At 72.6% G+C, this 11,949-nt stretch carries 11 protein-coding genes; 5 read left to right on the top strand and 6 right to left on the bottom strand.

Features of this window, described 5'->3' with window-relative positions; translation table 11 throughout:
* The coding region (locus tag ACH35V_RS12135) for a maltotransferase domain-containing protein (RefSeq protein ID WP_395972030.1) at positions 1-388 on the bottom strand (388 nt) is incomplete at its 3' end.
* 154 nt (positions 389-542) lie between these two features.
* Here ACH35V_RS12135 and glgP point away from each other — a divergent pair.
* The gene (gene glgP / locus ACH35V_RS12130; RefSeq protein WP_395972029.1) at positions 543-3,137 is read left to right on the top strand and encodes an alpha-glucan family phosphorylase; all 2,595 of its coding nucleotides are present in this window, start codon (positions 543-545) and stop codon (positions 3,135-3,137) included.
* Here the strand turns inward: glgP and ACH35V_RS12125 are convergent.
* Together ACH35V_RS12125 and ACH35V_RS12120 are read right to left on the bottom strand one after the other, a co-directional pair.
* Positions 3,134-3,724, bottom strand: a complete 591-nt coding sequence (locus tag ACH35V_RS12125; RefSeq protein WP_395972027.1) for a hypothetical protein — start codon at positions 3,722-3,724, stop codon at positions 3,134-3,136. The two genes, glgP and ACH35V_RS12125, sit on opposite strands and share 4 nt — an antisense overlap.
* Positions 3,721-3,951, bottom strand: coding sequence for a helix-turn-helix transcriptional regulator (locus ACH35V_RS12120; protein WP_395972026.1), 231 nt, complete (start codon positions 3,949-3,951; stop codon positions 3,721-3,723). Before ACH35V_RS12120 ends, ACH35V_RS12125 begins: the two co-directional genes overlap by 4 nt.
* 118 nt (positions 3,952-4,069) lie before the next feature.
* Between ACH35V_RS12120 and ACH35V_RS12115 the strand changes: the two genes are divergently transcribed.
* Complete coding sequence (locus ACH35V_RS12115) at positions 4,070-5,218, top strand: sensor histidine kinase (protein WP_395972025.1); 1,149 nt, start codon at positions 4,070-4,072, stop codon at positions 5,216-5,218.
* A gap of 20 nt (positions 5,219-5,238) precedes the next feature.
* Here ACH35V_RS12115 and ACH35V_RS12110 read toward each other — a convergent pair whose 3' ends face one another.
* Both ACH35V_RS12110 and ACH35V_RS12105 read right to left on the bottom strand, forming a co-directional pair.
* A complete protein-coding gene (locus tag ACH35V_RS12110) occupies positions 5,239-6,015 on the bottom strand; it encodes an SWIM zinc finger family protein (protein WP_395972024.1) in 777 nt (258 codons plus the stop codon).
* Positions 6,015-8,999: a DEAD/DEAH box helicase gene (locus ACH35V_RS12105; protein WP_395972023.1), complete on the bottom strand. Its 2,985-nt coding sequence runs from the start codon at positions 8,997-8,999 to the stop codon at positions 6,015-6,017. Before ACH35V_RS12105 ends, ACH35V_RS12110 begins: the two co-directional genes overlap by 1 nt.
* 135 nt (positions 9,000-9,134) lie before the next feature.
* Between ACH35V_RS12105 and ACH35V_RS12100 the strand changes: the two genes are divergently transcribed.
* Complete coding sequence (locus tag ACH35V_RS12100) at positions 9,135-9,917, top strand: enoyl-CoA hydratase/isomerase family protein (protein WP_395972022.1); 783 nt, start codon at positions 9,135-9,137, stop codon at positions 9,915-9,917.
* Here the strand turns inward: ACH35V_RS12100 and ACH35V_RS12095 are convergent.
* On the bottom strand, positions 9,904-10,302 hold the full coding sequence (locus ACH35V_RS12095; RefSeq protein ID WP_395972021.1) for a winged helix-turn-helix transcriptional regulator: 399 nt from the start codon (positions 10,300-10,302) through the stop codon (positions 9,904-9,906). The two genes, ACH35V_RS12100 and ACH35V_RS12095, sit on opposite strands and share 14 nt — an antisense overlap.
* A 97-nt stretch (positions 10,303-10,399) precedes the next feature.
* Between ACH35V_RS12095 and ACH35V_RS12090 the strand changes: the two genes are divergently transcribed.
* Entirely contained in the window at positions 10,400-11,056 is a 657-nt protein-coding gene (locus ACH35V_RS12090; RefSeq protein WP_395972020.1) for an NADPH-dependent F420 reductase, read from the top strand.
* A gap of 64 nt (positions 11,057-11,120) precedes the next feature.
* Positions 11,121-11,888 (top strand): SDR family NAD(P)-dependent oxidoreductase, encoded by a 768-nt coding sequence (locus ACH35V_RS12085; RefSeq protein ID WP_395972019.1) that lies wholly within the window; start codon positions 11,121-11,123, stop codon positions 11,886-11,888.
* Positions 11,889-11,949: the final 61 nt, after the last annotated feature.

Here is an 11,949-nt window from a genome sequence, read left to right as displayed (position 1 = left end):
GCATGAGTTCGACGTCCTGCCCCCGCGGCACCTTGATCTGCGCGTCATGCCACCAATGCGCGATCGGATCACCCCACGCCTCCACCCGAAACGACCACGACCCCATCTCCGTCGGCGTCACCACCGCCGACCACCGATCCAAACCCGCATCCACCGCACTCATCCGCACACCCGGCAACTCCTCGCCGTCCGGCGTCCGCAACACCACCGCCGCACCCAACCGCTCATGCCCCTCGCGGAACACCGTCGCCGACACCACGACCGACTCACCCACCACCGCCTTGGCCGGCCACCGGCCGCACCCCACCACCGGCGACACCTCAAGGATCGGAATACGGCCAAGCCGCGGAATGCCGGTCTCGCTGGACGTCCCGGACTCGACGTGCATGAGCCACCCCTACCCGTGCGAAATCTCCAAAACGTCCCCATGCCCGGAAAGCGGCGGCTACAGCGAAGAACTCGTGGGGTGACTCTGTGCGATGACCCGTACACGCAACCCCGCTTGTCGCACCATCGGACCCCACCGCATAGCGTGACGTTGCGTGAAGGCAATCCGACGTTTCACGGTACGCACCGTCCTTCCGGAGCCGCTCCGGCAGCTTGAGGAGCTGGTCCTCAACCTGCGCTGGTCCTGGCACCACGAGACGCTCGACCTGTTCCGCGCCGTGGACCCCGCGCTGTGGAAGGCCGTCCACCACGACCCGGTCAGGCTGCTCGGCGAGGTCGCGCCGGAGCGGCTGGAACGGCTGGCGAAGGACCGGCGGTTCCTGCGGCGGCTGCGGGACGCCGCCGAGGACCTGCGCGAATACCTGACCGCGCCCCGCTGGTACCAGTCGAGGCCGGGCACGCCGGACTCCATCGCCTACTTCTCGCCCGAGTACGGGATCACCGCCGCGCTGCCGCAGTACTCCGGCGGCCTCGGCATCCTCGCCGGCGACCATCTGAAGACCGCCAGCGACCTCGGCGTCCCGATCATCGGCGTCGGCCTGCTCTACCGGCACGGTTACTTCTCGCAGTCGCTGTCGCCGGACGGCTGGCAGCTGGAGCGCTACCCGCCGATCGACCCGAACGGCCTGCCGCTCACCCTGCTCCGCGAACGCGACGGGTCGCCCGTCCGCGTCGTCATCGGTCTCCCCAAGGGGCGCGGCCTGCACGCGCAGGTCTGGATCGCGCAGGTCGGACGCGTCCCGCAGCTGCTCCTCGACTCCGACGTCGAGGAGAACGACCAGTCCGCGCGGGACGTCACCGACCGGCTGTACGGGGGCGGCGGCGACCACCGGCTGCTGCAGGAGATGCTGCTCGGCATCGGCGGCGTGCGGGCGATCCGCGCGTACTGCCGCGTCACCGGGCATCCCGCGCCGGAGGTGTTCCACACCAACGAGGGCCACGCGGGGTTCCTCGGCCTGGAACGCATCCGCGAGCTGGCGGCCGAGGACGGCCTGACGTTCGACGAGGCGCTGGAGGCGACCCGCGCGGGCACGGTGTTCACCACCCACACGCCGGTCCCGGCGGGCATCGACCGGTTCCCCCGCGACCTGATCGGCCGGTACTTCGGCGGCGCGGCCGAGGAGGAGCAGGTCCCCGTCGAGCGGATCCTCGCGCTCGGCGCCGAGGACTACCCCGGCGGCGACCGGACCGTGTTCAACATGGCCGTGATGGGGATGCGGCTGGCGCAGCGCGTCAACGGCGTCAGCGAGCTGCACGGGCACGTCAGCCGGGAGATGTTCGGCGGGCTGTGGGGCGGGTTCGACATCGCCGAGGTCCCGGTCGGGTCGATCACCAACGGCGTGCACGCGGGGACGTGGGTGGCGCGGGAGATCCTGGAGCTGGCCGCCCGCGAGCTGCCGTCCATCGTCGAGTCCGGACGGGGCTGGGAGGAGGTGCTCGCCCGTCCCGGCATCGAGCTGTGGCGGATCCGCGGGGCGCTGCGGCGGCGGCTCGTCCTCGAGGCGCGGCGCAGGCTCCGCGAGTCGTGGCGGCAGCGCGGCGCGAGCGAGGCGGAGATCTCCTGGATCGACGACGCCCTCGACCCGGACGTCCTGACGATCGGGTTCGCGCGGCGCGTCCCGTCCTACAAGCGGCTCACGCTGATGACCAGCGACCCGGACCGGCTCCGCGCGATCCTGCTGGACTCCGAGCGGCCGGTGCAGATCGTGATCGCCGGGAAGGCGCACCCGGCGGACGAGGGCGGCAAACGCCTCATCCAGGACATCGTGCGGTTCACCGAGTCGGAGGACGTCCGGCACCGGATCGTGTTCCTGCCCGACTACGACATGGCGCTCGGGCAGCTGATGGTGCAGGGCTGCGACGTGTGGATGAACAACCCGCTGCGCCCGCTGGAGGCGTGCGGCACGTCCGGGATGAAGGCGGCGCTGAACGGGGCGCTGAACCTGTCGATCCTCGACGGCTGGTGGGACGAGTGGTACGACGGCCAGAACGGCTGGGCGATCCCGTCCGCCGACGGCCTCGCGGGCCCCGACCGGCGGGACGAGCTGGAGGCCGCCGCGCTGTACGAGCTGATCGAGGACCACGTGTCCGTCACGTTCTACGACCGGGACGCCGACGGGCTGCCGCGCCGCTGGCTGGAGATGGTCAAGCACACCATCGCGACGCTCGGCCCGAAGGTCCTCGCGTCCCGGATGCTGCGCGACTACGTCGAGGACCTGTACGCCCCGGCCGCCGCGTCCGCGCGCGCCATGGCGGCCGACAAGTTCGCGGGGGCCAGGGCGCTGGCCGTTTGGAAGCAGCGGGTCCGGAAGGCGTGGCCGGGCGTCGCCGTCGAGCACGTCGAGTCGAACGGGGCGGAAAGCCCGCAGGTCGGATCGCGGCTGTCGGTGCGCGTCGTCGTCGATCTGGCCGGTCTCGCTCCCGACGACGTCGCCGTCGAGGTCGTCTACGGCCGGGTGGACGGCTCCGACGCGCTGGTCGACCCGTCCTATCTGGAGCTGGACGGCGGCGAACCGGCCGACGACGGGCGCGTCCGGTACGTCGGGGAGGTTCCGCTGGGACGCAGCGGGGCGTTCGGGTACAGCGTCCGCGTCGTCCCGAGCCACCCGATGCTGTCGGGCCGCGCGGAGATGGGCCTGGTCGCCCTCCCGCCCGCCCCGCCCGGCATGACGAACGGCGACCTGCGTTAGGGCTGGTCCTGGCCCTGGTCCTGGTCCTCGTCGTCCTCGGTGGGCGGGTCGGCCGTCTGCCAGGCGGCGACGATGAGCGGCAGGAACATGTGCGTCACCAGCAGGGCGAACAGGATCAGGAACAGCGCGGCGCCGGGGATCTGCGACTCCCGGCCGTCACGGTCGGCGATCATCGTCACCAGCAGCACGGCGACGATCACGACGGTGGACGCCCGGTGGGCGGTCGCGAACGCGCGGAGCCGCGCGGTGAGCTGGCGCTCGTCCAGCTCCCACTCGCGCTTGGCGGTCAGGCCCCGGGTCAGCGCGACCAGCTGGGTCGCGAGCGGGAGCCCGACGACCACCAGCACGCCCAGGACCACGAAGTTGACGATCATCGCGGTGTCGCTGGGCGCGATGACCCAGGACACGGCGGCGTCCGCCCAGAGCAGGCCCAGCGTCACCGCGCCCGCCCCGGCCAGCACCCGGCGGGGCCGCCGGCGCCCGTAGCGGGCGGGCATGCGGCGGTCCATCTGCTCCTCGAGGGCGGCCAGGCGGTCCGCGCGCTTGCGGCGAGAGCGCTCCAGCCAACGCGCCGTGCTGTTCGTCATGACGTGCCTCCGATTCTCGGGAACGGTTTCAGGGAGAAGACGACCTCTACGGGCACCTCGAAGTAGTCGGCGATGCGCAGCGCGAGGTGCAGGCTCGGGCTGTACTCGCCCCGCTCCAGGTAGCCGACCGTCTGGTAGTGCACGCCCAGCGCCGCGGCCAGGTCGCGGCGCGAGACGCCGCGTTCGGCGCGCAGCACCGTGATCCGGTTGTAGACGTGCTCGTTCATGACCACCTCCGGATACGGGGACTTCGACCGTCTGCTGCATCACTACAACTTGATGTAGTAGATGTACTACATTTCATCGCAGTAATGCAAGCTGCGGGGGCCTGGCAGGATGGATCATGTGCGAGCTCCGGACTGGTGGCCGCCGCGCGGCCGCTCCGCCGACCTGCTCCTGACCGCGGGATGCCTCGTCGTGACGGTCGGGGCCGTCCTGACCGTGATCGAGAAGGACGGCCGGGGGCCCATGCCCTGGCTCGGCTGGATCCTGCTCGTTGTCACGTGCGGCGCGCTGTACTTCCGGCGGCGCCACCCCGTCGCGGTGGCGATCGTGACGTTCGCCGCGTGCTCCGTCTACTACCCGGTGACCGAGCCGGACGGCCCCGTCGTGATCTCGTTCGTGATCGCGCTCTACACCGTGGCCGCCGCCGGGCATCTCGTCGTCGCGGGCGTCCTCGTGACGCTCTCGATGGCCGCGACCCTGTACGGCGACTACCGCGGCGACGCCAACCACCTCGCGGACGCGGCCGGGTTCCTGCTCGCCGGCTGGTTCGTCGCGGTCATGGCGGTCGGCGGCGTCGTCCGGAACCGGCGCGCCTACCTGCGGGAGGCCGAGGAACGCGCGCGGGTCGCCGAGCGGGGCCGGGAGGCGGAGGCCCGCCGCCGCGCCATCGAGGAGCGGCTGCGCATCGCCCGCGAGCTGCACGACGTCCTCGGGCACAACATCTCGCTCATCAACGTGCAGGCCACGGCCGCGCTGCACGGCCTGCGCCGCGAGCCGGAACGCGCCGAGGACGCCCTCACCGCGATCAAGCAGGCCAGCAAGGACACCCTCCGCGAGATGCGCGCCACCCTCGGCGTCCTGCGCCGCGTCGACGAGGCCGCGCCGGTCACCCCCGCGCCCGGCCTCGCCCGGCTGGACGACCTGGCCGACGGCCTCGCCACCGCCGGCCTCACCATCCGGACCGAGGTCGAGGGCGAGCCGCGGTCCCTGCCCGCCGAGGCCGACCTGGCGGCCTACCGGATCGTCCAGGAGGCCCTCACCAACGTGACGCGGCACTCCAGCGCGTCGGCCGCCGTCGTCCGCATCCGCTACGGGGACGGCGACGTGACCGTCCAGGTGCACGACGACGGCGCGCCCACCACGGCACCGTCCGGGGACGGCAGCGGAATCCGCGGCATGCGCGACCGCGCCGAGGCCCTGGGCGGCGACTTCGAGGCCGGCGCCCACCCCGGCGGCGGCTTCGCCGTCCGCGCCCGCCTCCCCGCCTGAGCCTCGGCCCGCGCCGCCGCCTAGACGTCGGGCTCGGCGGCCAGGGCCTCGTAGACGGGTGCGAGCACGTCGGTGAGCGGACGGCGGCGGATCCTGATCGGCGGCGGAGTGGCCACCTGAAGGACGAAGCCGGGAGGCACGGGCGGCGCCGCCGGACGGTCGCGGAGGCGCCCAAGGCCGGACGGGGGCGTCCAGAAACCGGAGGCGGTGAGCGGCTCGTCCGCCATCTCGAAGGGGTCGGGCTCGGTCTCGGCGCCGCGACGCAGCGCCGCCAGGAGCTGCTTCCTGCCCCGGCCGTTCCATTGCAGGATGAGGAACGGGTCGTCGTCGAACGCCTCGGCCAGCAGGTACAGGACGGCCGCGGCGTGCTTGCACGGGTCGCCCCAGTCCGGGCAGTCGCACATCAGGTGCAGGTCGGCGGCCGAGCCGGGGAACAGCGCAAGGCCCAGCTCGGCGAACACCCACTCGATCTCCGGCGGCATCTCCCCGGCGAGCAGCCGCGCCCGGAACACCGCGCGCGACGCCAGCTCCGCCTCGACGGCCCGCCACCCATCCGCGTCGATCGCCTCGATGCCCAGCGCCACCTCGTACGGCTCGGGCGCCGAGCCGTGCACCTTCGCGGTCACCTCGTAGGGGGCGACCTTGAGGTCGACCACGTTGCCCTTGCGGGCGTAGGTCCGGCCGCGCTGGAGACGTCCCGTGTCGGCGAACGACTCGACCAGGTCGATGAACCGGCGCGACCACCACTGCGAGCCGATCGACCCGCGCTTCGTCCGGGCCCTGATGCCCTCGCCCATCAGCCGCTCACCGCCTCGGGGGACAGGCGGAGGACGTCCCGCAGCTCGGCCACGGACAGTTCGGTGAGCCAGTCCTCGCCGGTGCCGACGATGGAGTCGGCGAGGGCCTTCTTGCGTTCGATCATCTCGTCGACGCGCTCCTCCATCGTCCCGACGCAGATGAACTTGCGGACCTGGACGTTGCGCGTCTGCCCGATGCGGAACGCGCGGTCGGTGGCCTGGTCCTCGACGGCCGGGTTCCACCAGCGGTCGACGTGGACGACGTGGTTGGCGGCCGTGAGGGTCAGGCCCGTCCCGGCGGCCTTCAGCGAGAGCAGGAAGACCGCCGGTTCGGGGTCGTCCTGGAACCGCTGGACGAGATCGTCCCGCCCCTGCTTGGACGTCCCGCCGTGCAGCCACAGGACAGGCCGCTCAAGCCGTCCCGCCAGATAGGGCTGGAGCATCGACCCGAACTCCGCGTACTGGGTGAACACGAGAGCCTTCTCGCCCTGCTCCAGGACCTCCGCGCAGATCTCCTCCAAACGTTCGAGCTTCCCGGAGCGGCCCGGGAGGCGCGAGCCGTCCTTCAGCAGCTGCGCCGGGTGGTTGCAGACCTGCTTGAGCTTCGCCATCGTCGCCAGGACGAGGCCGCGCCGCTGCTTCTCGTCCGCCTCGGCGATCTGGGCGAGCATGTCGTCCACGGTGGCCTGGTAGAGCGACGCCTGCTCGGCGGTGAGGTTGCAGTAGACCTTGATCTCCTGCTTCTCCGGCAGATCCGAGATGATCGACCTGTCGGTCTTGAGGCGGCGCAGGACGAACGGCTGCGTCGCCCGCTTCAGCGCCAGCGCCGCCCGCTCGTCGCCGTCCCGCTCGATCGGGATCGCGAACCGCTGCCGGAACGCGGCGCGCGGCCCGAGCAGCCCCGGATTCGCGAACTCCATGATCGACCACAGCTCGGTGAGATGGTTCTCCACCGGCGTCCCGGTGAGCGCGATCCGGTTCCGCGCCGGGATGCTCCGCACGGCCCTGGCCTGGCGCGTCCCGCTGTTCTTCAGCGCCTGCGCCTCGTCGCAGACGACCCGTCCCCACTCGATCCGCGCGAGCGTCTCCGCGTCCCGCGTCGCCGTCCCGTAGGTGGTCAGCACCAGGTCGGCCCCCGCCACCGCCTCGACCAGCTCCGCGCCGCGATGCCGCCCCGTCCCGTGATGGACGTGCACGCGCAGCTTGGGCGTGAACCGCGCCGCCTCCCGCTGCCAGTTCCCCACCAGCGACATCGGCAGGATCGCCAGCGTCGGATCGGGACGGGCGCCGTTCTCCCGCTCGTGCACCAGCAGCGACAGGACGGAGATCGTTTTGCCCAGCCCCATGTCGTCGGCGAGCAGGGCGCCGAGACCGAGTCCGTCCATGAACGTCAGCCAGGCGAGGCCGCGCTCCTGGTAGGGGCGCAGTTCGGCGCCCAGCTCGTCGGGGGTGCGCATGGGGGTGAGGCGGCGGTCGGCTTCGCCGGAGAGGAGGTCGCCGAGGGCGCCGTCCGGGTCGACGGTGGTGAGGGGGAGGACGTCGTCGCCGGCGTGGATCACCGCGCGGATCGCCTCGGCGGCGGTCATGCGGCCGCGGCGGGGGTGGCGGAGGAAGTCGAGGGCGGCCTCCAGCTGGCGCTCGTCCAGCTCGACCCACTGGCCGCGGAGGCGGACGAGGGGCGTCTTGAGGCGGGCGAGCTCCTCCAGTTCGGCCTCGTCGATGCTGTCGTCGCCGATGGCGAGGTCCCAGCGGAAGTCGACCATGGCCTTCATATCGAAGCCCGACGCCACGGCCGAGCCGGACGACGCCTCGGGGTCCTCGCCGCGCGTCGTCAGCTTCATGCCGAGCTTCGCCTTGCCCGCCCACTGCGGGAGCAGGACGCCGAAGCCCGCGGCGGCGAGCATCGGGGCCGCCTGGCGGAGGAACCGGAACGCGCCGGCGGTGTCGAGGACGAGCTCGGACGGTTCGGGGCCGTCCAGCGCCGGGGCCAGGTCGGGGAACAGGCGCAGGGCGCGGCCGAGGCCGGTGAGGAGCGTCTCCTCGGCGGTCGCGATCGATGTCGCCTCGCCCGCCCAGACGAGGGCGGCGGGGACGTACAGGCTCGGGTCGTCGGTGCCCTGGAGGGCGAACTCGATGCGCCAGGAATCGCCGCCGTCGGTTTCCTGCTCTGCGTCCGGTTCGGCGAGGCGGAAGCAGGCGCGGAGCGGGCCGGACGGGCGGCGCGCCCCGGCGGCCCAGGCGTCCAGCTCGGCGATCAGGTCGTCGGGGTCGTCGCGGGGCTCGCGGGCGACAGCGGCGGACGGGCCGGTCAGCGCCGCCACCCACCGTTCGGCGAGCGGCAGCCGGTCCAGCTCCTTCCGCCGGGACACCAGCAGCGGATGCGGCACCACGCCCCGGACGGCCGTGTCGACCAGGCCGGACAGGGCCTCGCGCAGCACCTCGCCGGCGGGGCGGCCGCCGTCCGCGGCGCGGCAGGCGGCGGGCATCGCGCGGGCCAGCGCCCGGTACCGCGCCGGGTCGTCGATCACCGGGCGCCAGCGGGCCACGAGATCGCCGTCCTCGCGCAGCAGCGCGGGCAGGACCTGGCCGCGCCCCGTCAGGTGGACGGCCTCGTCCGCGATCATGCAGAGGAAGCGCAGGTCGGTGCCGGGGACGACGTCGGCGCTGTGCTCGGCGGCCTGGAGCAGCGCCATCGCCGGGAACGGCTCCAGGACGAGCGCGGGCACCCGCCACGGGCGCAGTTCGGGCTCGTCCGAGACCGGCTCGGGGCCCAGCTCGGCGGACGGCAGCGGATGGTCGCCGGCCGTGGGCAGCGACATCGCCAGCTCGACGCGGAACGCGGTGCGGACGAGCGGCTCGTAGGACGTCCCGGCGAAGTCGCAGGTCGCGAAGGGGTGGACGTCAGATGAAAGCTCGTAGGGGCCGGTGCGTTCAGCCCACAGGCAAAGCGCACCGCCATGCCAGGTGGCGTGGGCGACGAGCATGGTTCCCGAAGCTATCAGCAGCCTCCGACGTCCCTGCCCATGACTGGCGTCGCCCGCCCGACTGCCGTCACAGCAGGCCCGAACCGCCGCGTTAGGCTCGGGACGTTGCCGCCGATATCACGCAGGAGGGTCGCCGTGGGCGAGTTCGTACGGGTCGAGGTCGAGGACGGGATCGCGACGATCAGGCTGGACCGTCCGAAGATGAACGCCCTGAACGCCCAGATGCAGCGGGAGCTGATCGACGCGTCCCGGCAGGTCACGCAGGACGACGCCGTCGGCGCGGTCGTCCTGTACGGCGGGGAGAAGGTGTTCGCGGCCGGCGCGGACATCAAGGAGATGGCGCCGATGTCGTACGCGCAGATGTCGGCGGGGCATTCGCGGCTGCTGCAGGACTTCGCGCGGGCGCTCGCCGGGATCCCCAAGCCGGTGATCGCCGCGATCACCGGGTACGCGCTCGGCGGCGGCCTGGAGACGGCGCTGACCGCCGACTTCCGGGTGCTGGGCGAGGGCGCGAAGGTGGGGCAGCCGGAGATCCAGCTCGGCATCATCCCCGGGGCGGGCGGGACGCAGCGGCTGTCCCGGCTGATCGGGCCGTCCAAGGCCAAGGACCTGGTGTTCTCCGGGCGGCACGTGGCGGCGGACGAGGCCCTCGCGATCGGGCTGGTAGACAGGGTCGTCCCGGACGCTGACGTCTACCCGGCAGCGAAGGAGTGGGCGGCGTCGTTCGTCGGCGGGCCCGCGATCGCGCTGCGTGCCGCCAAGCAGGCCATCGACGCGGGCCTTGAGGTCGATCTGGAGACGGGGCTGGAGATCGAGCGGACGCAGTTCGCCGCCCTGTTCGCCACCGAGGACCAGGCCAGCGGCATGCGGAGCTTCATGGAAGAGGGCCCCGGAAAGGCGAAATTCACCGGCCGGTGAGGGCGCGCTCCTGGGCGTCGAGGACCTCGTCGGCGTACTGCTCCGTCCAGCGACTCAGGGCGAAGAGGGGTTCGAGCATGCCGCGTCCGGGGCCGGTCAGGCCGTACTCGACGCGCGGCGGCGCCTCGGCGTAGCGGCGGCGGGTGACGAGGCCGTTCTGTTCGAGGCGGCGGAGCGTCTCGTTCAGGACCTTGTGGCTGATGCCGCCGATCCTGTCCTGGAGTTCGCGTGGACGGAGCGGGCCGTTGCGCAGCGTCCACAGGACGACGCCCGTCCAGGTGCCGGACAGCAGGTCGAGGCCGAGCCGCGTCTGGCAGTCGGCCGCGAACCGGACCTCGTCCTGGAACTCGTCGACCTGGAACTCGTCCAGCTGGATCTCGTCCATGCGCACTCCGCGATTCTGCAGCGCCCGATACGTACCGGATGGTGCCGAACGGACCGCTTAGCGTCCCGTCCGACGGTAATCGACCGGGAGGTCAACCATGCGGATCGGTGTTCTGGGCGCGGGGAACATGGCGGACGCGCTGGCCACGCAGTGGGCGCGCAAGGGTCACGAGATCAGGTTCGGGGCGCGGACGCCCGCGAAGGCCGCCTCGCTCGCGGAGCGGACGGGCCACGGCGCGACCGGCGGCACGCTCCGCGAGGCGGCCGAATTCGGGGACGTGGTCCTCCTCGCCGTCTGGCACGAGGGCGTCCAGGACGTCCTGCGCGAAGCGGGCCCGCTCGACGGACGGGTCCTCATCGACTGCACCAACCCGATGGAGCCGCCGTTCGAGACGCTGAAGACGGACGGCGGCCCCTCGGCCGCGCGGCGCGTCGCCGACGCGAGCGGCGCGCGGGTGGTCAAGGCGTTCAACCTGTGCCACGAGAGCGTGTGGCGGATGACGCCGCCCGTGTTCGGCGGGCGGCCCCTCGGTGTCCCGCTGTGCGGCGATGACGAGGAGGCGCTGGCGGTGGTCCGGGAACTGGTGGCCGACCTTGGATGCGTCCCGATGGACGGCGGCGGTCTCGAGCGGGCCGGGCTGCTGGAGGCGGCCACGGCGTTCATGGTCGGACTGTGGTTCGCGGGCGAGGACCCGTCCGCCATGATGCCGCCGCCCGAGTACGCCGGCGGAGCCCCGCAGCGCACATCTGGGTGAATCTCGACAGTTTCTTGGGCGAGCCGCCCGGCCCTGTCAAGATCCGCCGATAGCATCTCCCGCCATGCGACACGCGTACCGCACCGCTCTTGTGACGGGTGCGTCCAGCGGGATCGGTGAGAGCTTCGCCCGCCTCCTGGCGGGCCGCGGCACCGATCTGGTGATCGTGGCGCGCCGGGCCGAGCGGCTGGACGGCCTGGCCCGCGAGCTGGTCGAGCGGTACCGCGTCGCGGTGGAGGTACTGGCGGCCGACCTGACCGACCCGGTGCAGCGCGCCGAGGTCGAGGGACGGCTGAGCGCCGACCCGGTGGAACTTCTGGTGAACAACGCGGGCCACGGCGCTTTTGGAGCGTTCGCGGAGGCGCCGCTCGACGGCCAGCTCGCGCAGGTCGAGCTGAACGTGACCGCGCTGGTCCGGCTCACCCACGCCGTGCTGCCGGGGATGCTCGACAGCGGGCGGGGCGGCGTCCTGAACGTGTCGTCGATGTCGGGGTTCGCGCCGTCGCCCGGCAGCGCCACCTACGGCGCGACGAAGGCGTACGTGGCGGCCTTCTCCGAGAGCCTGCACTCCGAGGTCGCGGGGAAGGGCGTCCACGTGACGGCGCTGTGCCCCGGGTTCACGCGGACGGACGACGACGTCCCGTCCAACCTGCTGTGGCTGCGGCGCGACGACGTGGCGAGGGCCGGGCTGGAGGCGGTGGCCACCGGGCGGGCGCTGTGCATCCCGGGCATGCAGTACAAGGCCGCGTTCCCGGCGCTGCGGCTCGTCCCGAGGCCGCTGCTCAGGGCCGCGGTGAACCGCATGTGGCAGCAGGCCGCCGACACGCGGTGACCTGTCCCGCACGCCCCCGTATTGCTCGGATCTACAAAACTCGCCGCCGGTCGCTTGTCGC

Origin of the sequence: Actinomadura sp. 1N219 (assembly GCF_044326405.1) — a bacterium.
Lineage (GTDB): Bacteria > Actinomycetota > Actinomycetes > Streptosporangiales > Streptosporangiaceae > Spirillospora.
The sequence above is the reverse complement of the archived record's forward strand: the minus strand, read 5'-3'. Positions and strand labels throughout refer to the sequence as shown.

Bases quoted from the DNA above. Each gene is read 5' to 3' on its own strand.
- ACH35V_RS12085 (WP_395972019.1), top strand. From the start codon at position 11,121: ATGCGACACGCGTACCGCACCGCTCTTGTGACGGGTGCGTCCAGCGGG.
- ACH35V_RS12105 (WP_395972023.1), bottom strand. From the start codon at position 8,999: ATGCTCGTCGCCCACGCCACCTGGCATGGCGGTGCGCTTTGCCTGTGG.
- ACH35V_RS12125 (WP_395972027.1), bottom strand. From the start codon at position 3,724: ATGACGAACAGCACGGCGCGTTGGCTGGAGCGCTCTCGCCGCAAGCGC.
- ACH35V_RS12095 (WP_395972021.1), bottom strand. From the start codon at position 10,302: ATGGACGAGATCCAGCTGGACGAGTTCCAGGTCGACGAGTTCCAGGAC.
- ACH35V_RS12110 (WP_395972024.1), bottom strand. From the start codon at position 6,015: ATGGGCGAGGGCATCAGGGCCCGGACGAAGCGCGGGTCGATCGGCTCG.
- ACH35V_RS12120 (WP_395972026.1), bottom strand. From the start codon at position 3,951: ATGAACGAGCACGTCTACAACCGGATCACGGTGCTGCGCGCCGAACGC.
- ACH35V_RS12090 (WP_395972020.1), top strand. From the start codon at position 10,400: ATGCGGATCGGTGTTCTGGGCGCGGGGAACATGGCGGACGCGCTGGCC.